Raw genomic sequence first — 19,771 nt, forward strand, 5'->3', positions numbered from 1 at the left:
GCTTACAGGTTGTTGTAGAGCCATTTGGGCATGTAGTACTTGCGGCGGTTGAACACGCTGCCGACCACTTTCGCGCCGGCCTGGGCCAACCTTTGTCGGGTGGCCTGGGCCACTTCCCAGCGGGTGTCTTCGCCGCGCACCACCAGCACCACGCCGTCCACCTGGGTGCTGATCACCAGCGTGTCGGTGGCCGAATACACCGCGTCGGCGTCGATCACCACGAAGCGGTACTGCGCCGCCAGTTGCCGGAACAGCGGGCGCAATCGCTCGGGGCTCAGGCGTTCGGCGTTGTGGCCGAGGCGGCCGTGGGGCAGCACGTCGAAGGGCAGGCTCGACACCTGTACTACGCAGTCCTGCAACAACGGTGGGGACAGGCTGTTGAACAACAGGTCGCTGAAGCCGCGCTCTTTTTGCAGCGAGAGCTGCTGGCTGAGGTTGCGCGGCGACTGGCTGGCGTCCACCAGCAACACCCGGCCATTGCTCATCTGCGCCAGCTGGGCGGACAGCGCCATGGCGCTGGTGCTCGTGCCGGTGCCGGTGTTGGCCGCTGTCATGAGAAGGATCCGCAGATCCGGGTCGAGCACGGTCGAGGTCAGGTTGGTCTCGCTCGGGCTGGCTATGGTCAGGATATTCGTCGAACCGTCCATTTAACTCGCTCCGTGGCCGCTGAACACTTTGAAGGGGGTAATCATCAGGATCTTCAGATCCAACAGCAGGCTCTGCTCGGCGATGTAGCTGAGGTCCAGTTCCACGCGCTGGTCGAAGTCGATATTGCTGCGCCCGGAGATCTGCCACAGGCCGGTCAGGCCGGGGTAGATGCTCAGGCGCACCAAATGGTTGTCCTTGTAGCGATAGGCGTTGAACGAGGTGGGCCGCGGGCCTACCAGGCGCATGTCGCCGGTCACTACATTGATCAGGTTCGGCAGTTCATCGAGGCTGCTGCGTCGCAGGAACCTGCCGATCGGGGTAATGCGCGGGTCGTTGTCGATCTTGAAGTCGATGGCGTCGGCGCCGTGCTTGTTGAGGTGGCGCAGCGACTCTTTCAGGGCCTCGGCATCGACGACCATGGTGCGAAACTTGTACATGCCGAACACGCGCCCGCGATAACCGGTGCGTTTCTGCACGAAAAAAACCGGGCCAGGGCTGGAAAACTTGATCAGCAATGCCAGACCCAGCAGCAACGGGGTGAGCAGTACCAGGATCGCCAGCGCGCCGAGGCAAGCCACGACCCGATTGGTCCGCGAAACCGTCCAGGGCCGACCACCGTCCCGACCGGTGAGCCAGCCACGGCCCTGGCGGTGGATGGCGGCATCCAGGCGTCGGCGATGCTCGGGGTCGACACGTTTGTCGCGTCCGGAGGTGCTGATCGGAATGTCTTGTTCATGTCGGGTCATAGACTCCTCCGCTGAGGTACGGCCGCAAGCGGCGTGTGATCGATGGGTTGCGCGTAGTAATCGAGGAACCAGTCGACGAAGCGACCCAGGCCGTCATCCAGTGCAATGCACGGTTGGAAACCGGTGGCCCGGGCCAGGTCGCTGGCATCGGCGCAGGTGTTGAGCACGTCCCCCGGTTGCAGGGGCAGCAGCTCGATCCGGGCGGTGCGGCCCAGATGTTTTTCCAGCAGCGCCACGTAGGTTCGCAACGCCACCGGGTGCTGTCCGCCGATGTTGTAGATGCGCCATGGCGCCAGGCTGGTGGCCGGGTCCGGTTGCTCGCGATCCCAGTGGGGCGTTGGCTGCGGCGCACGTTCGATCAACCGGGCGATGCTCTCGACGATGTCGTCGATGTAGGTGAAGTCGCGTTCGTGCTCACCATGGTTGAACAGCCGCAACACTTGGTTTTGCGCGATGGCCGTGGCGAACTGGATCGGCGACATGTCTGGCCGACCCCACGGGCCGTACACGGTAAAAAAGCGCAGGCCGGTGCACGGGATGCCGAACAGATGGCTGTAGCTGTGGGCCATCGATTCGTTGGCCTTCTTTGTTGCCGCATACAACGACAGCGGATGATCAACGCCGTCCCGTACCGAATAGGGCGTGCGCTGGTTGGCGCCGTACACCGAACTGGAAGAGGCGTAGATCAGGTGCTTGACCGGATGACGGCGGCAACTTTCGAGAATGTTCAGAAACCCGGCGAGGTTGCTGTCGACATAGGCGCGGGGATTGTCCAGCGAATAGCGCACGCCGGCCTGGGCGGCGAGGTGGATCACCACCTCCGGGCGATGGCTCTGGAACAGTCCGTCGATCGCCGAGGCGTCGGTCAGGTCGATACGCGCCAAGGGAAATGCGCCGACCTGGTCACGCACCCACGCCACGCGGTCGTGCTTGAGCTGCGGGTCGTAGTAATCGTTGAAGTTGTCCAGCCCGTACACGTGATGGCCATCGCGCATCAACCGCAAGACGCAGTGGGCTCCGATGAATCCGGCGGCGCCGGTCACCAGGACGTTCACGCTTGTGGCCCCGGGGCGCTGGGCACGGTGTGGCGCAAGCCGATGCCACGGTACAGCAGCCCGGCGGCAGCCAGGTGCTCGGGGTTGTAGAGGTTGCGGCCATCGATGATGACCCGGGCGCGCAGCTTGCTCGCCAGCAGGTCGAAATCCACCACGCGAAAATTCTTCCACTCAGTGCAAATCACCAGGGCATCGGTGTCCTCAAGCGTGTCATCGCGGGTGGCGCACAGGTTCAGGTCTTTGCGATAACCGTACAGGCGCCGGCATTCGGACATGGCTTCCGGGTCGTAGGCCTGCACGCGCGCGCCTTCGCGCCAGAGGGCTTCCATCAGGTAGCGGCTCGGGGCTTCGCGCATGTCGTCGGTGTTGGGCTTGAAGGCCAGGCCCCAGATGGCAATCGACTTGCCGGCCAAGCCGTCCGGAAATTGCTGCGCCAGCTTCTCGAAAAGGATGTGCCGCTGGCTGTCGTTCACATCGGTGACGCTGCGCAGCAGGCGCAGCGGCATGCCGCTCTGTTCGGCCGTGTGCAGCAGGGCGCGCAGGTCCTTGGGGAAGCACGAGCCGCCGAAGCCGCAGCCCGGATAGATGAAGTGATAGCCGATGCGTGGGTCCGAGCCGATGCCTTTGCGCACGGCTTCGATGTCGGCGCCCAGGCGTTCGGTGAGGTTGGCCAGTTCGTTCATGAAACTGATGCGGGTGGCGAGCATGGCGTTGGCGGCGTACTTGGTCAGCTCCGCGCTGCGGTTGTCCATGAACATCAGTTTTTCGTGGTTGCGGCAGAACGGCGCGTAGAGCTCGCCCATCTGATCCCGCGCCAGTTGATCGCTGGCGCCGATGATGATGCGGTCCGGGCGCATGCAATCGGCGAGAGCGCTGCCTTCCTTGAGGAACTCCGGGTTGGATACCACACGCACATTCAACTGTTTAAGGCCCCGACGAGCCAGCGCCTGGCGGGCGCACTCGGCGACTTTATCGGCTGTTCCGACCGGTACGGTCGACTTGATGATCAGGGTGCGGTCACTGTCCATGAAGTCGGCGATCTGGCGGGTCACCGCCAGCACATGGCTCAGGTCCGCCGAGCCGTCTTCGTCGGCTGGCGTGCCGACGGCAATAAAAATCAACTCGCCATGGTTGACCGCATCGCTGGCCTGGCAACTGAACAAAAGCCGGCCGGCCTTGATGTTGTCTTCCAGCAATACGGACAGCCCAGGCTCACTGATGGGCGGTACGGCTTGTTGCAGTTGACGGATCTTGTTCGGGTCGATATCGACGCACAGGACGCGGTGCCCGACGTCGGCCAATGCCGCTGCCTGAATCAGCCCCACATACCCCGTGCCAAATACGCTCACGTCCATTCTAGGCGCGCCTCTCAAACCGGTTGATGTAACTCGGATGAAACTGTTTAGAGGGTATAGCGCAGCTTCAAAAAAACGTGTCAGCAAAATGACAGTTGTCAGTGTTGGCAAATCTCGACGGATTAGGGCTTTTTGATATCAAGTCATTGACTGACTTGGAAAAGTGCCATTTTTAAAGGGCTCTGGAGACGTTTAAGTAACCGATGAACGGTATATATCCATAGATTTTTATGTTTTTGATGCGTCAAAGGTGTCACTTTTGAGGTAACTTTTTTTTGACGCTGCGACCGATCAGTCTCTTTCTTGCGCTTTGAAATCCCGCTGCTAGTGTGCAGAAAACGAACCTTCCATCCGCCGCGCCACCGCCGAGAAAAACATGACCCGATACCTCAAGGAACTGCTGCTGTTGCTGTACCTTTTCAGGGGGCATGACTATTACCTGGAGCGTCTCGCTGCGCTGGGTCTTGGTTCTGCAACGGTGCTGTTCGGTGCGATGTTCCTTGTGCTGGTGCTTGCGTTGTGGATGAGCGCCTACATCCGCCAGACGTTGGTGCGGCATCTGTTTGCCTTGACACTGTTTGCCTCGGCGGTGTTCTTCGAGGTGTATACCCGGGTCACCGACAGTTACCTGACCTACAGCCAGTTCGTGTCGCTGGTGTATTCGGGCGGCTTTATCCAGGAGGCGGCTTATCAGTATCGAGAGGTGATTCTCAGCGCGATGGCGGGCGGCCTGTTGCTGCTGTTGGGCATCGGGCTGAAGCCTCGGCGGCGTTTACCATTGCCCGGTTATGTACCGGTCGCCGCGCCGTTGCTCGGGGTATTGCTGCTCAGTGGTGTGCTGTTCGCAAGGGCGGGCGAGGGCGCCCGTGGTCTACCTGTGATGTATACGCCGCTGGCCTATCTGAACCTGTTTGCCTACGAGGCGCTGCACGACACCGTCGGCGTCCGCGAGCCGGTCAGCTTGGCTCGCCGTTCTCCTGCGATCGAGCACGATATCGTGTTGATCATCGACGAAAGCATCGGTGGCAACTATCTCGATATCAACACCCCGTTCGGTGTGAACAGCGGCCTCAAGACCCCGCCGCCTGGGGTGGACATCTTCAATTACGGTTATGCCGCTTCCATCGCCAATTGCAGCGCCGACACCAATATCACCCTGCGTTATGGCGGTACGCGGGCTGATTACGTGCGTATCAACAGCACGCAGCCGTCAATCTGGCAGTACGCCCATGTCGCGGGCTTGCATACCGTCTATATCGATGCCCAGCGCACCGGCGGCAACTTGCAGAACCTGATGACCGAACAGGAAAAACAAGACATCGACCAATTCATCCAATTCGACCAGGTCCGTGTGCTGGACCGCGACATGGCAGCCGCGGCGCAGTTGATCGAGCTCTTGGGCAATGACCGGGCCGAACTGGTGGTGGTGAATAAAGTAGGGGCGCATTTTCCGGTCCACGACAAATACCCCGACGAATTCATGAAACACCGTCCGGCCTTGCCCCGGGGGCGGTTTCAGGACGTGGCCGACACCGGCCAGCGCGACGGCTTCAACGGCCAGCAATATGACTGGTTGCTGTATCGCAATGCGTACCAGAACACGCTCCTATGGAACGTCGGCGAGTTCTTCCGGCGCCTGTTGCGTCAAGGCAACCTTCAGAATGCGGTGCTGATCTATACCTCCGATCATGGCCAGGATCTGCACGAGCGTGGCAATCCCGGGCTCAATACGCATTGCGGCGGCGACCCGGTGGAGGAGGAGGGGCTGGTGCCTTTGGTGGTCATCCAGGGCAGTCAGCTGCGCACCTTGGACTGGCGCGGCGCCTGGGCGCAAAACAAGGATCGTTCCAGCCACTACAACATCTTTGCGACGCTGCTTGAGTTGATGGGCTACGACCCGGCGGCGGTCGTGGCGCGCTATGGAAAACCCCTGAGCCAACCCACCGAGGACGACTTCACGTTCAACTACCGCTTCAACGCGCGGCTGGGTGCCAAGCCAGCCTGGAAGCACATCGATCTGGGCAACATCGTCATACCGGAACCGGCCCAGACCGAGATGGCGGCGGGGCATTGAGCGAGCGCCTATCGGGTGGTAGCAATCGGCGTGGTTGGCGCTGGGTCGTACAGCAGCGTGAAGCCCAGGTCGCGGAGCGCGCGGCCAATGAAACGCGAGCCGACATCGTTCAAGTGCGCGTCATCCCGGTAGAGCAGTTGTCCGTCGATGATCGGGCTGCACAGGCCGGCCGGGCAAATCACCTGGTTGGGATCGATGAAGCGCACCTGAGGCAGCCTGGCGCGTATCTGCGTCCAATAGGGCGCCGCGGCGTCCAGCCGCGTTGAACACTGCCGAAGAGGAGCGAACATCAAGCGGCGCACCGGGCACGTCGCGGCGTTGTCGATTGGCTGATTGCTGAGAACGACGATGACTTGGCCGGTCCGGTCCGCCACTTGCCGGATGCTTGCCTCGATGACGGCTCCTGCTGCCGGGTCCCGGGGCCAGGCGCCGGCGAGCACCACGTAGGGATACCGGTTCCGCTCGATCAACTGCAACACCTGCTCATTGCGCGCCACGCAGCGTGCCCCGTAACCCGCCGACATCTCGGCGGCGTGGCCGAAGATGGGCGGGCACTTGTCGAGGGTGTAATCCATCAAGGCGATGCCGTTGGGTTCGGCCAGGACATCGACCATGCCGGTGAAATGGTTGGCGAAAGAGTCTCCGACCATCACGCCGTCGATCTGCGCCTTGCGTGCCCCGAGGTGGCACGCCGGATCGGGCGCGGCGTTGTAGCGCGCATTGGGCATGTGGCAGCGCTCACGCAGTTTGTTCGGTTCGGTCAGGCTCATCGCTTCAAGGATTGACACCTGCGGTACGAAACGCTGTGGGAACCCCTGCCATTGCACGCTCAGTACAGCCAGCACGGCCAGCCCCAACGCTGGAACCATGAACCGACGGCCAAATGCGCGGGTGAACGGCAACAGCGCCCCGGTTCGTCGAAAGGGGACTTCGACAAAATGCCAGGAACACCAGGCCAGTAGCGTCGCCACTGCCATCAGGCCCAGCCCCAGCGGGAGCGTGATGTTGATATCCAGATATCTCAGGTACGCAATCAAGGGCCAATGCCAGAGGTAAAGCGAGTAGGAAATCAGACCAACAAATACCATCGGCCGGTTGGTCAGCCAGCGCGAGCGTGTTCCGCCGCTGCCAGCGAGGATCAACAGCGCCGCCCCCAGGCAAGGTATAAGCGCATTGAGGCCGGGAAAGGTTGTTTCCGGACTCAGTGCAAACAATGAATAGGCAATCGATCCGGCTCCCGCCAGCGCCCAGATCCGGCCCACCCCGTCACTGAACGTACGTGGCTGCGCGAGATAAATCGCCAACGTCGCCCCCAGCAGCAGTTCGAAAAAACGTGTGGGCAGCAGATAGTAGGAGGCAGAGGGAACGAGGGTCGTGGCGTACTGCGAAACGCCAACCGTCACGACAACGCCGATGCACACCAGCGGCAGCAAGTAGCGGGGTGCCCATCGACACAGCATCAGCATCAGCAGCGGCCAGAGCAGGTAGAACTGTTCTTCGATGCCCAGTGACCAGGTATGCAGAAGTGGGGCTTCGCTGGCGTCCGCCGCGAAATAATTTCCGTACTTCATCCAGATATAGATATTCGAAACACCGAGCAGGGAGGACAGCGCGCTGATGTTCAGTCGGGTCAGGTCGACCGGAGACAGGACGAAGATCCCGGCAATCACGCTCGCCACCACCACCGTCGTCAGCGCCGGTACGATGCGGTTGATGCGCCGCTGATAAAAACGCTTCATGGAGAAGGTGTTCTGTTGGATCTCGCTGAACACCTGGGACGTGATGAGGAACCCCGAGATGACGAAAAAAATGTCCACCCCGACGAAGCCGCCTGGTAAGAGGCTGGCGTTGAGGTGATGGATAAACACGGCGATCACCGCAACAGCGCGAAGACCATCGATATCGGGGCGATATTGGGTGTGAGGCATGGCGGCGATCGTCCGTGAAAGGAGGAATCCTTAATGCGTCATGTTAATGACGATTGCGCCGACAGCCTTTAACGGCGCGCGTTAGTTATTGATCAATAGCAGAAAGTTGACGAAGCGCAAGATTATCCGGCGCGTCAGGCAGGGGTGGCGACCAGTGGTAACGGAAACTGCCGATGACGTCGGCCAATGGCCGTGGCCCTCGATTCCGCTATCCTGAGAGCCAATGGTTTTACCCAATGAGCCTTTCAATGCTTGAAGTTCGAGAAGTATTCAAAAGCTACCCAACCCCCCAAGGTCTTTTGCCGGTGTTGCAAGGCATCGACCTGACCTTGCCCCCCGGCAGCAGCTTGGCGCTGATGGGCGAATCGGGCAGTGGCAAGAGCACCTTGTTGCACCTGGTTGCCGGCCTGGACAAGGTCGATCGCGGCAGTATTCGCAGCGGCGGGTATCGGCTCGACGGCATGAGTGAACATGAGTTGGCGAACTGGCGGCGCACGGAAATCGGCCTGGTGTTCCAGCAGTTCAACCTGATCAGCAGCTTGCCGGTGGAAGACAACCTGGCGTTCCAGGCGCGCCTGTGTGGGCGTTTCGACGCGGCCTGGCAAACGCATCTGGTGCAGCGGCTCGGGCTGTCGCAACTGCTGCGGCGTTATCCCGAGCAGCTTTCCGGCGGGCAGCAACAACGGGTCGCCCTGGGCAGGGCGCTGGCGTCACGTCCGCCGTTACTGTTGGCCGACGAACCCACTGGCAATCTGGACGAAGCCACCAGCGACGAAGTGCTGAAGCTGTTGCTGGAATTGCTCGACGGCAGCCCGACCAGCCTGTTGATGGTCACCCATAGCCAGCGGGTGGCGGCGCGCCTGGCCCATCGGGTGGTATTGCAGGGCGGGCGCCTGGCAGAGGCGACCCAGGGGTGATGATCGTTCGCCAGACCCTCAAGGCGCTGCTCAGCCATTGGCGCCGGCACCCGGTGCAGTTTTTCAGTGTATTGACCGGACTTTGGCTCGCCACCAGCCTGCTGACCGGTGTGCAGGCGTTGAACAGTCAGGCCCGCGACAGCTACGCCCGGGCCAGTCAGTTGATCGGCGGCGAACCCCAGGCCAGCTTGAGCGCCCCCGGCGGTGGCACGTTCGCGCAGCAATGGTTCATCGACCTGCGCCGCCAGGGCTGGCCGGTGTCGCCGGTGTTGCAGGCGCGAGTGACGCTCCAGGGGCACGAAGACCAACGCCTGCAACTGATGGGGATCGACCCGGTGTCGCTGCCGCCGGGTTCGGCTTTGGCGGGGCAGGGGCGGGAGATTGCCGAGGTGGTGGAATTTTTCACAGGTGCCGGCCACACCTGGATTGCACCGCAGACATTGCAGGCCCTGGGGTTGAAGGAAGGCGACCGCCCCCGCACCGTTGACGGCCAGGCCCTGCCACCCTTGCACGTGCAGCCGGACATGGCCCCGGGCGTGCTGCTGATGGACATCGGTTTTGCTCAAGCGCTACTTCGGATGCCGGACCAGCTTTCACGATTGGTACTGCCCAGCACCTACACCGCCGCCTTGCCCGAGGCCTTCAACGGGCTGTTGCAATTCAAGCGCGCCGAGGACGAAAACAACCTGTCGCGCCTGACCGAAAGCTTCCACTTGAATCTCGACGCACTGGGGTTTTTGTCCTTCGTGGTGGGCCTGTTCATCGTCCATGCCGCCATTGGCCTAGCCCTGGAGCAACGCCGCGGCCTGCTGCGGACCCTGCGGGCCTGCGGCGTCAGCGCGCGGGTGCTGATCACCAGCCTGGCGTTGGAACTGGGCGCACTGGCCCTGCTGGGCGGGATCGCCGGCGTGCTCAGTGGTTATTGGCTGGCCAGCCTGTTGTTGCCTGATGTAGCGGCGAGCCTGCGAGGTTTGTACGGCGCCGAAGTCCCCGGACAACTGAACCTCAGTCCCTGGTGGTGGCTGGGCGGTATCGGCCTGGGCCTGCTCGGCGCTGTACTGGCCGGCGCCCAGAGCCTGTTGCGCGCCGCTCGCCTACCGTTGTTGGCCCTGGCCAATCCCCAGGCCTGGCACCAGGCCCATGCGCGTTGGTTGCGGCGCCAAGGTGGGGTGGCGCTGTTGGCGGCGCTGGTCGCCGCGTTGGCGCTTGCCTGGGGCGACAGCCTGGCGAGCGGTTTTGTCCTGATGGCCGCATTGTTGCTGGGCGCGGCGTTGGCCTTGCCGGTGTTGCTCAACGCCGTATTGAACCGACTGCTGCGCCGCAGCCGTTCGGTGCTCGGCCAATGGTTCCTCGCCGATTGCCGTCAACAACTGCCGACGTTGAGCCTGGCGCTGATGGCGCTGCTACTGGCGTTGGCGGCGAACATCGGCGCTGGCAGCATGACGTCGGGGTTTCGCCAGACGTTCAGTGACTGGCTCGAGCAGCGACTGACCGCCGAGCTGTACATCAACCCGCAAACGCCGGCCCAGGCGGCCGAACTGCACGACTGGCTCAACCAGCAACCCACGATCACCGCCGTGTTGCCCAACTGGCAGGTGTCGATGCCGTTGCAAGGTTGGCCGACGGACATCTACGGCATCATCGATCACTCGTCCTATCGCCAGCACTGGCCGTTGCTGGAGTCCGCCGGTGACCAAGCCTGGCAGCAACTGGCAACAGCCGACACGCTGATGCTCAGCGAACAACTGGCTCGGCGCCTGAAGGTGCGGATCGGCGACCGCTTGAACTTGCCGACCCCGCAAGGGCCCTGGACCCCAAGGGTTGTCGGGATTTATGCCGACTACGGCAACCCCAAGGGCCATGTGCTCATCAACGCCGAACATTTACGGGCGCATTGGCCGCAGCTCGCACCCAATCGCTTCAATCTGCGTATCGAGCCGTCGGCCATCCCCCCGATGTTGGCGGCGTTGCAAGACCGCTTCAACCTGGATGACAACCGCATTGTCGATCAGGCTCGACTCAAGGGCTGGTCTACCCAAGTGTTCGAACGCACCTTTGCCGCCACGGCGGCGCTTAACAGCTTGACCCTGGCGGTGGCTGGCGTTGCGCTGTTCATCAGCCTGCTGACCCAGAGCCAGAGTCGCCTCAGTCAGTTGGCGCCGTTATGGGCATTGGGAATCACGCGGCGGCAATTGATGCTGCTCAACCTCGGGCAGACCTGGCTGCTGGCGTTGCTGACGCTGCTGCTGGCCCTGCCGCTGGGCATTGCCCTGGCCTGGTGCCTGGACGCGGTCATCAATGTCCAGGCCTTTGGTTGGCGCCTGCCATTGCGCATCTTTCCGATGCAGTTGGCGCAGCTGCTGGGCCTGGCGATGTTCGCCACGCTGCTGGCATCGGCCTGGCCGCTCTATGCGTTGTACCGCACGCGGCCGGCGGACCTGCTGAGGACTTTCGCCCATGAGGATTAGAATCGGCCTGGTGTTGCTGGCGCTGCTCGGCGGTTGTGACAACACAACGCCTCCGGACAAGGGCTTTGCAGGGCTGGGTACCGAGGCTGTCGCCTTTACGCCGGTGGTACCTGGGCGCGTGTTCAGCTTTCCAGCCGATCATGGTGCGCATGAAGGCTTTCGCATCGAGTGGTGGTACGTCACCGCCAATCTCAAGGACGTCGAGGGGCGGGATTTCGGTGTGCAGTGGACGCTGTTCCGCAGCGCCCTGGATGCCGCGCCTCCGGCCAGCGGTTGGCGCAACCAGACGATCTGGCTCGGCCATGCCGCCGTCACGTCCGCCACCGTCCATCACGCCGCCGAGCGCTACGCCCGGGGTGGAGTGGGGCAGGCCGGGGTGCGTACCACGCCCTTCGAGGCCTGGATCGACGACTGGCGATTCGGTACTCAAGCCGCTGGCCCGGACCCGCTCGCAGACATGCAGTTGCAGGCGCGCGGGCCGCGCTTCAGCTACGACCTGCGGCTGACGTCGAGCCGTCCACTGGTGCTGCAGGGCAACCAAGGCTTCAGTCAGAAATCCGAGCAAGGCCAGGCCTCGTACTATTACAGCCAACCGTTTTTTCGAGCCGGAGGTCACTTGGAAATCGATGGCCAGCGCTATCAGGTCAGTGGCCCGGCCTGGCTCGACCGGGAATGGAGCAGCCAGCCCTTGACGGAAAACCAGACCGGGTGGGACTGGTTTTCCTTGCACTTGGACAAAGGCGAGCACGTGATGCTCTACCGCATGCGCCACAAGGACGGTGAGCCGTACCTCACCGGCACCTGGATTGACGCCCAAGGCCAGGCGACGACACTGGCCGCCAGCCAAATCAGCCTCACACCGCTGGACACCGCCGAAGTTGCGGGAAGGCCCATGCCAGTGAGCTGGTCAATCAGGATTCCCGGCAAGCAATTCGATATCACCACGCGAGCCCTGAACCCCAATGCCTGGATGAACCTTCGCATCCCGTATTGGGAGGGGCCGGTGCAACTGAGCGGCAGTCATGGTGGCACCGGTTATCTGGAAATGACGGGGTATTGATTCGTCGGAACTCCCTGCGTTCATCGCCCCTCATACCTATGAATGCCTCGCGGGAGTCCGTCATGAGCGATGACATCAAACAACCGTCGCTGGCCAACTGGCAGCGGCTATTCGACGACAAGGCCTATTGGCAGGAGTCGCCTGATGCTCATTTCACCGAGCTGATGCGGCTCGCCGACGACCTGTTCGGCCTGGGAGAGATTGACCTGGACCGGTGGCAAGATTTGAAAACCAAGGCTGAGGAGCTCCACCAACGCTCGCCAGATGCCAACGTTGCCGAGGAAATGGCAGACCCCGACGCTTGATACCTTTCAAGCCAACCCAAGGAGTTCGTGATGAAGTCCAGCCATGATCAAACCCAGCAGAACCCCGACGCCCCGGCCTTGCCCGGTGAAGTGGAGCGTGACAACGACGCTTTGCGGCCCAACGACCCGGCCAAGCGCGAACAGCAGCAGGGCAACCCCGATGCGCAGGAAACCGACGCGCAGAAAACAGCAAGGCGCAAATAACGCTGCCGGGAGCAGGCTGCCTTGCCGTCCTCATGAAGAATAATTTAAGCCTGGCTCACGCACATCCCTCGCAAGCTCCACTATCATTGTTTGCGTTCGCCCAGTGCCAGGCTCTTTACCAGTGCATGGAATGCCGAGGCCGTCGCACTGGGCGAACACCCGTGAGGCTTAGCTTGTGACTGGGGTGCGCCAGTCATCGGAGCCCGAAGTGCCGCTCACCTCGTGGGTCCAGGTGATCTTGCGGTAGGTGAAGTGGACGTCCTCCAGATGGGTGAAGTGGCTGTTGCCAGGGTCCTGGCAATTAAGCATGTAGTCGTTCATATCAACGATGATCGCGTCTTCCAGAGTGGTGGTGTAGTAGTGTTCCTGGGTGCCCGCGGCCGAGGTGCGATACCACTGGATTTCGACTTTCGTCAGCCGTTCGCCGCTGGTCAGGGCTGCCTGGAGCAGCGGCGAGGCCTTGTCGAACACCTTGGTGATGACCAAGGGTTTGTGTATGCGCTGGCCGGTTGGCTGCCCGGACTGAGGGTCGCGGGGGATAGTCACCTGGTGCTGGAAACCCTGCACCATGATCTGGTCTTCATGACCTTCCTGATAGGTATTGCCCACCGAGTCGGCGGTGAACGCTCCGGCGGTGATCAGACCTTGTTTGGTGCCTTCGATGGACATGTAAGCGGGGGTAGCCAATGGATGCTCTCCTTCCTGGATAACGGGATGCCGGGGCGGGAATCGTCCCGAGGCGGCTGACCGTTATCAAGAGCTATGCCATCTTTATAAAATGTTTAAAAATCAATCAGTTGTAGGTTTTCTGCGATTGGGTATAGCGGCAAAGTCGCGAAATTCACGCAGAAGGTTGCACCGCGCTCCACGTTCCATTGCCCACGCAGCGCAGGGCGCCTGCCTCGGGCAACGAACAGCAACGACAGGGCATGGCCGATGAGCTGTTGTGCCATTTCCTGCTCTTTATTCGTGGCTCGCTTGCTGAGCGCCCAACGCCAACAGGCATTCCTCGAGGGAGCGCTTTTGTATCTCGGCGTACAACCCCAACTCATCGATGGCCGGCCGTCCCAGTGCAGTTTCGAACGCTTGTCGATTGGATTGCCCTGCGTAGTGACTCTGGGCGGCGTCGCCAAGGTTCGACTGGAATATCCCGGCGGCGCTGACCGGCAGGAAATCTTCGTAGACCAGCGGTTCGGCGCGCAGATAGCCCTGTTCCAACAGGCGTTCCAGCGAGACATTCGGTTCCATCGCGCCTTTGGCGGCAAGCCCCGCCGGCGTCACGAAATAGCGGAAGTAAGCCAGCGCCTGTCGGCGCAATGATTGGTGATCATCGGGAAACTGAGCAAAGTGTTCGGCCATCAGCGCGTTGTAGCGTTCGGCATTGGCTTCATTGGGAAATCCGCCCAAGGCATCCCGCGCAGCATTCAACAGTTGGTCGTAGAGCGCCCGTCCTTTTGGCGTAAGAGCCGCGCCACGTTGTTCGATTTCCCCGAAACGGGCGCTGTGGCTGCCCTGGGATTGGGGTTGGTCAGTGAACGCGACGGGTTCATCGAGCGCCTTGAAGCTGGTCTGGCGCAGCAGGATCGGGCACCGGCGACGCGGTGGCCCCTCGACCACCGCTTTGGGCGTGATGCCATGCAGCGGCATCTGGGCCTGGACGACGTCTATGTCCAGAGTCCGCGGTGTGAGGTGGTTGATGTGCGGCCCCTTGAACGCCACGACATCGGCGATCAGGCGATGCTGGGCGCTGAGTTGTCGGTATTGATCGGCGGTAACGGTGGCGCTGTGGTGCCAGCGAAAAGTCTCCAGCGCTTGCAGGACAAAATCGTCAGCCTGGGGTTGCGTCAGGCCGCCCTGGCGTTCGGCCAGATCGATCAGTTCAAGGGCGCCCGGGGTGAAGATTTTCCGTCTGGCCAGCACCGACTCGGCAAAGGTCCGCAGTTCGCTGTTTTCGATCAATTCCAGGCGCAACAGCGACGTAAATACTCGGAACGGGCTTATTTGCAGCGACTTTTCATGAACGGCGCGGAAGGCCGTTGAGTGCACTGGCACCCCAGCCGGCGTCAGGTCGTAGTAACCCACCGGCTGCATGCCCATGACCGCGAACAGCCGGCCCAGCATCGCCAGTTCCGGGGCGGTGCCGACGCGGATCGCGCCATGGCGTTCCATGTCCAGGCGTTGAAGTTCGCCGGTGCTGCTCAGGTGCTCGGCCAGTGATGGGTCGTTGGCCAGTGCCTGGGCGTTGGTTTGCTCCACGAGGTTCATCAATGCCCCATACAACGGGACCTCGTCGCGGTACATGTCGGACATCGCCTTGGAGAAGCGTTGGCGGATCAAGTCGGGGCTGACGAAGCTCATCGTAAGGATTCCTGGCGAGGGCTGTGGGAAAGTTGGACGAAAGATCGCAGCCTTCGCCAGTGCCGGCAAACGAAGAATCTTCAGGACTTCATTCTGCCAAGGACTGATGGGTGGCTCATTTCAGTCCTGCATCTTCCTCACTGCCCTAATCCCTCAAGAAAGTCCCGATACAGCGCCGCGGTCTTGCCGGGTTTTTCAACCATGGGCATGTGCCCTACGCCTTCCCAGATTTCCACTCGCAGGTCGGCGATGCCCTTGCTCCACACCGGCACACTGCTGACGTCGATCAGCCGGTCCTTGCGTCCCCAAAGCAGTAATGACGGTGCGCGGATATCGTCCAGGCGAGGCTCCATCGCCGGGCTGGCGCGCAAGTCGACGAAAATTTCCGCCAATTCCTCCCGGCGCTGCTCGTAACGCTGGGCCAACGCCGCGAGTACAACGCTGGGCAGCCACGGCGGGGATGCCATGGTCATGGCGTAGAAGGGCGCAAAATCATCCCGGGAGTGGACCAGAAACGGGTTGTGGCCGGCGGCCAGGTGACGCTCCATGTCGCTGGGCTCGGGAGCAGTGACGCCGGCCGGGTCGATCAGCGCGAGGGTCAGCACTCGTTCAGGCGAAGTCGCCGCCAGCCACGCCGCAAGGTGGCCGCCCATGGAGTTGCCGATGACGTGGACCTTGTCCAGGCCGCAGGCATCGAGCAGTTCGATGACTCGCCGGGCCTGGGTCGGGATGTCGTAGCCGCCGCCGGCCTTGAAGCCGGTTTCGCCATGGCCGGCCAAGTCGGGTATGACCACCCGGTACTGGTTGACGAAGTGCCGGGCGAAGCGCAGCCACAGGTTCTTGTCGGCGCTATAGCCATGCAACATCAGGATGCTGCCGGAGGCTTCGTAAGGCCCGCCTTGCCAGGTCGACACGGTCATTTCGCTGATGGGCACGGTGATTTTGTGCAGCCGATAAAGGCGCGCTTCCAAGGCCATACCCAGGTCGTACAACACATGTCCGATGCCTGGATACGTCAGCCAGCTCCAGACGATGAACACGGCGAGGACCACCCACAACACCAGCATGTCTTTACCTCCATGGGTCATGGTGGATTCGACCCGCCTCCTGAGTCGGCGGCGTCATTACGTAAGTGAAGCTCAAACCTGGGGATACCGCGACGACGGGGCGGGTTTGCTGAAACACGCGATGTCGGCCAGCGAATCTCCTTTTTCATGTATAGCCAAGATTCATGGAGAACGTTGAAAGCGTCAGTGGTCGAGTCGGCCGGCGGTAGCGCACTGGCTTTTGCGGCAAGGGAGCTTGCTCCCGCTGGGCTGCGCAGCGGCCCCAAAAGGGGCTGGCGTGGTGATCAGGAACACCACGTCGGCCGTTCAACGACTGCTGCGCAGCCGAACGGGAGCAAGCTCCTCGCCACAAAACCGAGTTCGCTTTTTGATTGTGGCGTTTAATATACCCAAACCTCCACCCGCCGATTCCGGACCCTTCCTTCGTCTTCGCTGTTGGCCGCCACCGGCATCAACGCGCCGAATCCGCGTACCTCGCGCAAGGTCACGCCGTATTTGACCAGTTCGCGCCGCACCGCCATGGCCCGAAGCCTTGACAGCAGGTCGGCTCGCGCCGGGTCGTCCTTGAGATCGCCGAAACCTACCAGGGTCACGCGCCGGTCGGCCTTGCCGTGCTGCTTGATGTAATCGAGTACGCGGCCCAGGTCTTGTTGGGCCTTGTTGTCCAGGCTGGCACTGCCTTCTTCGAAACGAAAATTCACCGTCAAGCGCTGGGCATGGCGGCTCAGGGCCTGATAACCCTCTGGCATCAGCGCGTTGGGGGTGACGGACATCGCTTGTACGGTCTGTGCAATGAACCCGTTCGCTGCAACGATGGCCTGGCCCTGTTCGCTTTGGGTGAAATCGACCAGAGCCTCGGCCCAGGGATTGCTTTGCAGAGGGGGTAGGTAAAAGAACAATCGTCGGGACAGGGGATAGTCCTCGGTGGCAATCAGGTTGTTCAGCGGCAACATCGGCTGGGAATCGCCGTCGACAATTGCCAGGGGCTTGGCCTGCCTTACGTAGGGCAAGCCGATAAAACCGATACCCTGCGGGTCCTGGCTGACAGCGTCCGACAACTGCTCACTGGATTCGAAGCGCCGAGCTGTAGGATCCAGCTTTTTCCCTTGTCGGTTGAGTACCAGTTCCTTGAAGGTATCGTAGGTCCCGGACTGCTCGTCCCGCGCATACAGGTGGATTGCCCCGCCGACACTGCCCACGGCTTCCCAGGTTTTCGCCTCGCCACTGAAAATGCGCGCCAGTTGCCGGGTGTCGAGCTGTCGCAACGGGTTTTGTGGATGAAGAATGATCGCCAGGCCGTCGATGGCGATGACTTGCTCGGCGGTAGGACTTTTCAGGTCTCCAAGGGCCGCCAGGTCGTGCAGTTCGCTGTCCTTGACCGGCCGGGAAGAGGCGGCCAGGTCGGCGTTGGCTTGCTTGAGGGCGGTGAATCCGGTGCTGGAGCCGTGGGCGGCGATCTCGACTGAGACTCGCTGGCCTTCGGCGGTTTGTCCGACGATGCGTTGCTCGTTGTCGCGGCCGGTAATTTCAGTGCTGACCTTGAGCAATCCCTGGTCTTCCATCAGGCCTCGGACCAGGGCCGGCCCCAACGCCGCGCCAATGGTGTTGGAGCCCTGCAGGCGCAGGGCGGGGCCGTGTTCAGGAATGGGCAAACGGCCGGCCCATGCCACGCACGGCAGCCAGAGGCCCAGGAAAAACACAACGCACAGCCGCATGCCGGCCACCTTCTGACCTTGGGAAATGCCGGAAGATTAAGTCAGTCGGGTTACTGAAAGATGACAGCGGTGCGACGCCGGCCAATAACCGGCGCAGCAACTGTGGCAGCGAGCCTGCTCGCGATGACGGCAGCACAGTCAGTATTGATGTGGCAGATAAACCGCTATCGCGAGCAAGCTCGCTTCCACAGGGCAGCCTTTGGAGGGAATCCGAAGGCTGGGATTCAGTTCAATTCCAACCAGATCGGCGCATGGTCCGACGGCTTTTCCATGCCCCGCAGTTCATAGTCCACGCCGGCGTCCTTGACCCGTGGCAGCAAGCCCTGGGACGCCAGGATCAGGTCGATGCGCAGGCCGCGCTTGGGTTCGTCTTCGAAACCACGGCTGCGATAGTCAAACCAACTGAAGCGGTCGGTGACGTCCGGGTTCAAGTGGCGGAAGCTGTCCACCAGGCCCCAGTTCTTCAGGCGAGCCATCCATTCGCGCTCTTCCGGCAGGAAGCTGCATTTGCCGGTCTTCAACCAGCGCTTCATGTTGTCCGGGCCGATGCCGATGTCGCAATCCTCGGGGGAAATGTTCACGTCGCCCATCACCACGACCGGTTGGTCGTTGCTGAAGCGGGCTTCCAGCAGTTGTTGCAAGTCGCTGTAGAAGCGCTCCTTGGCTGGGAACTTGGTGGGGTGATCGCGGCTTTCACCTTGTGGGAAATAGCCGTTCATGATGGTCACCGGCACACCGTTGGCATCGGCAAACGTGCCCCAGATGAAGCGCCGCTGGGCGTCTTCGTCGTCGGTCTCGAAGCCTTTGTGCAAGCTCAGCGGAGGCTGGCGAGAGAGCAGGGCGACACCGTAATGGCCTTTTTGCCCGTGGTAGTGCACGTGATAACCGAGGGCTTGCACCTCGGCCAGTGGGAACTGTTCATCGTGGACCTTGGTTTCCTGCAACCCGATCACGTCCGGCTGGTGCTTGTCGATCAGTGCCGCCAACTGATGGGGACGGGCTCGCAGGCCGTTGATGTTGAAGGAGACGATCTTCATGGTCGGCTGTCCTGGCAAAACTGCGATGCTAGCTGACATGTGGGAGCGGAGCCAGCGTGGCAGTAGGAGAAATGCACTGCTAATGTCCTTGGCATGTAGGAACGATCGCAACCCTGCCGGGTTCGTAGTCAATAAGAGCAGGGCCTCACCGAGCCCGCCCAGGAGACGCAACGCCATGCCTGAAACCGCCACTGCTGATATCCACATGCTCGACAGCGGTTATTCCCGCGAAGCGCGTTCATTGCTGTATCAGGCTTATCGCCACGAGCCGACCTTCAGCTACCTGTTCGAGTCCGAGCGTCCCGGTTACGAGCAGCGGGTGCGGGCGACCGTGCGAGAGCTGGTCAAACAGCATTTCTTCCAGGATCTGCCGGCGATCGGTCTGTTGGTGGACGATCGCTTGATCGGCATCGCGCTGATTGCCCCACCGCAGCGCCGCCTGGGCATTACCGAAAGCTGGGCCTGGCGCCTGCGCATGGTCTTGAGCACCGGATTTCGCTGTACCCGGCGGTACTTGGAGTACCACGCCGCGGTGCTGGCCTGCCTGCCGTCGGAGGCGGTGCACGTATTGCCGTTGTTGGGGGTTCATCCGCAATTCCAGGGCAAACACTACGGTGAGCAGTTACTCGAAGCAGTGCATAACTGGTGCGCCGTGGACGAGCATTCCCAAGGCGTGGTGCTGGACACGGGAAATTCCCGTTACCTCGAATTTTATAAACGCCAGGGTTACGAGGAAATTGGCGAAGTCGCCGTAGGACCGATCCGCGAGCATGTGTTCTTTCATGCGAACCCGCAGGTTCTGCGGAGCGCGACGGCTTAATCAGACGAACTTTT

The 19,771-nt window shown here is 61.6% G+C and carries 18 protein-coding genes; 7 read left to right on the forward strand and 11 right to left on the reverse strand.

Annotated features, from left to right (window positions below; translation table 11 throughout):
* Positions 1-2 precede the first annotated feature (2 nt).
* Genes J3P76_RS09040 through J3P76_RS09055 form a run of 4 tightly spaced genes read right to left on the reverse strand, consistent with a single transcriptional unit; the run spans position 3 to position 3,804 of the window.
* The gene (locus J3P76_RS09040; RefSeq protein WP_420765795.1) at positions 3-647 is read right to left on the reverse strand and encodes a CpsD/CapB family tyrosine-protein kinase; all 645 of its coding nucleotides are present in this window, start codon (positions 645-647) and stop codon (positions 3-5) included.
* The gene (locus J3P76_RS09045; RefSeq protein ID WP_434559703.1) at positions 648-1,394 is read right to left on the reverse strand and encodes a sugar transferase; all 747 of its coding nucleotides are present in this window, start codon (positions 1,392-1,394) and stop codon (positions 648-650) included.
* Positions 1,391-2,449: an NAD-dependent epimerase gene (locus J3P76_RS09050; protein WP_434606682.1), complete on the reverse strand. Its 1,059-nt coding sequence runs from the start codon at positions 2,447-2,449 to the stop codon at positions 1,391-1,393. The genes J3P76_RS09045 and J3P76_RS09050 overlap by 4 nt, the downstream gene beginning before the upstream one ends.
* Positions 2,446-3,804, reverse strand: coding sequence for a UDP-glucose dehydrogenase family protein (locus J3P76_RS09055; RefSeq protein ID WP_434559699.1), 1,359 nt, complete (start codon positions 3,802-3,804; stop codon positions 2,446-2,448). Before J3P76_RS09055 ends, J3P76_RS09050 begins: the two co-directional genes overlap by 4 nt.
* A gap of 376 nt (positions 3,805-4,180) precedes the next feature.
* Between J3P76_RS09055 and J3P76_RS09060 the strand changes: the two genes are divergently transcribed.
* Positions 4,181-5,878 (forward strand): sulfatase-like hydrolase/transferase, encoded by a 1,698-nt coding sequence (locus J3P76_RS09060; RefSeq protein WP_434606679.1) that lies wholly within the window; start codon positions 4,181-4,183, stop codon positions 5,876-5,878.
* Between the two features lie 8 nt (positions 5,879-5,886).
* Here J3P76_RS09060 and J3P76_RS09065 read toward each other — a convergent pair whose 3' ends face one another.
* Positions 5,887-7,806, reverse strand: coding sequence for an acyltransferase family protein (locus tag J3P76_RS09065; protein ID WP_434627663.1), 1,920 nt, complete (start codon positions 7,804-7,806; stop codon positions 5,887-5,889).
* A gap of 248 nt (positions 7,807-8,054) precedes the next feature.
* On the opposite strand from J3P76_RS09065, the gene J3P76_RS09070 reads away from it, so the two are divergent.
* The 5 genes from J3P76_RS09070 (at position 8,055) to J3P76_RS09090 (ending at position 12,760) form a co-directional block, all read left to right on the forward strand.
* Positions 8,055-8,723: an ABC transporter ATP-binding protein gene (locus tag J3P76_RS09070; protein WP_420765801.1), complete on the forward strand. Its 669-nt coding sequence runs from the start codon at positions 8,055-8,057 to the stop codon at positions 8,721-8,723.
* Positions 8,723-11,191: an FtsX-like permease family protein gene (locus J3P76_RS09075; RefSeq protein ID WP_434702024.1), complete on the forward strand. Its 2,469-nt coding sequence runs from the start codon at positions 8,723-8,725 to the stop codon at positions 11,189-11,191. Before J3P76_RS09070 ends, J3P76_RS09075 begins: the two co-directional genes overlap by 1 nt.
* Positions 11,181-12,251: a lipocalin-like domain-containing protein gene (locus J3P76_RS09080; protein ID WP_434606673.1), complete on the forward strand. Its 1,071-nt coding sequence runs from the start codon at positions 11,181-11,183 to the stop codon at positions 12,249-12,251. Before J3P76_RS09075 ends, J3P76_RS09080 begins: the two co-directional genes overlap by 11 nt.
* 62 nt (positions 12,252-12,313) lie before the next feature.
* Positions 12,314-12,556, forward strand: a complete 243-nt coding sequence (locus tag J3P76_RS09085) for a hypothetical protein (RefSeq protein WP_420765803.1) — start codon at positions 12,314-12,316, stop codon at positions 12,554-12,556.
* Between the two features lie 30 nt (positions 12,557-12,586).
* Positions 12,587-12,760: a hypothetical protein gene (locus tag J3P76_RS09090; RefSeq protein WP_420765804.1), complete on the forward strand. Its 174-nt coding sequence runs from the start codon at positions 12,587-12,589 to the stop codon at positions 12,758-12,760.
* A gap of 168 nt (positions 12,761-12,928) precedes the next feature.
* On the opposite strand, the gene J3P76_RS09095 is transcribed toward J3P76_RS09090, so the two are convergent.
* From J3P76_RS09095 to xthA, 6 genes are all read right to left on the reverse strand, one after another.
* A complete protein-coding gene (locus tag J3P76_RS09095; protein WP_420765805.1) occupies positions 12,929-13,447 on the reverse strand; it encodes an Hcp family type VI secretion system effector in 519 nt (172 codons plus the stop codon).
* Between the two features lie 95 nt (positions 13,448-13,542).
* Positions 13,543-13,713: a hypothetical protein gene (locus tag J3P76_RS09100; protein WP_434606668.1), complete on the reverse strand. Its 171-nt coding sequence runs from the start codon at positions 13,711-13,713 to the stop codon at positions 13,543-13,545.
* Positions 13,714-13,723: 10 nt separating this feature from the next.
* Positions 13,724-15,118: a 2-oxoadipate dioxygenase/decarboxylase HglS gene (hglS, locus tag J3P76_RS09105; protein WP_434701769.1), complete on the reverse strand. Its 1,395-nt coding sequence runs from the start codon at positions 15,116-15,118 to the stop codon at positions 13,724-13,726.
* A gap of 137 nt (positions 15,119-15,255) precedes the next feature.
* The gene (locus tag J3P76_RS09110) at positions 15,256-16,185 is read right to left on the reverse strand and encodes an alpha/beta fold hydrolase (RefSeq protein WP_420765808.1); all 930 of its coding nucleotides are present in this window, start codon (positions 16,183-16,185) and stop codon (positions 15,256-15,258) included.
* Between the two features lie 380 nt (positions 16,186-16,565).
* Positions 16,566-17,900 (reverse strand): substrate-binding domain-containing protein, encoded by a 1,335-nt coding sequence (locus J3P76_RS09115; protein ID WP_420765809.1) that lies wholly within the window; start codon positions 17,898-17,900, stop codon positions 16,566-16,568.
* Positions 17,901-18,124: 224 nt separating this feature from the next.
* Positions 18,125-18,937: an exodeoxyribonuclease III gene (gene xthA, locus J3P76_RS09120; protein WP_434559689.1), complete on the reverse strand. Its 813-nt coding sequence runs from the start codon at positions 18,935-18,937 to the stop codon at positions 18,125-18,127.
* A 175-nt stretch (positions 18,938-19,112) separates the two neighbouring features.
* Here xthA and J3P76_RS09125 point away from each other — a divergent pair, with 175 nt between their 5' ends.
* Positions 19,113-19,757 (forward strand): GNAT family N-acetyltransferase, encoded by a 645-nt coding sequence (locus J3P76_RS09125; protein ID WP_420765811.1) that lies wholly within the window; start codon positions 19,113-19,115, stop codon positions 19,755-19,757.
* The last annotated feature ends 14 nt before the right edge of the window (positions 19,758-19,771 follow it).

This window comes from Pseudomonas sp. D1-36 (assembly GCF_051132205.1).
In the GTDB taxonomy this organism is placed as follows: Bacteria; Pseudomonadota; Gammaproteobacteria; order Pseudomonadales; family Pseudomonadaceae; genus Aquipseudomonas.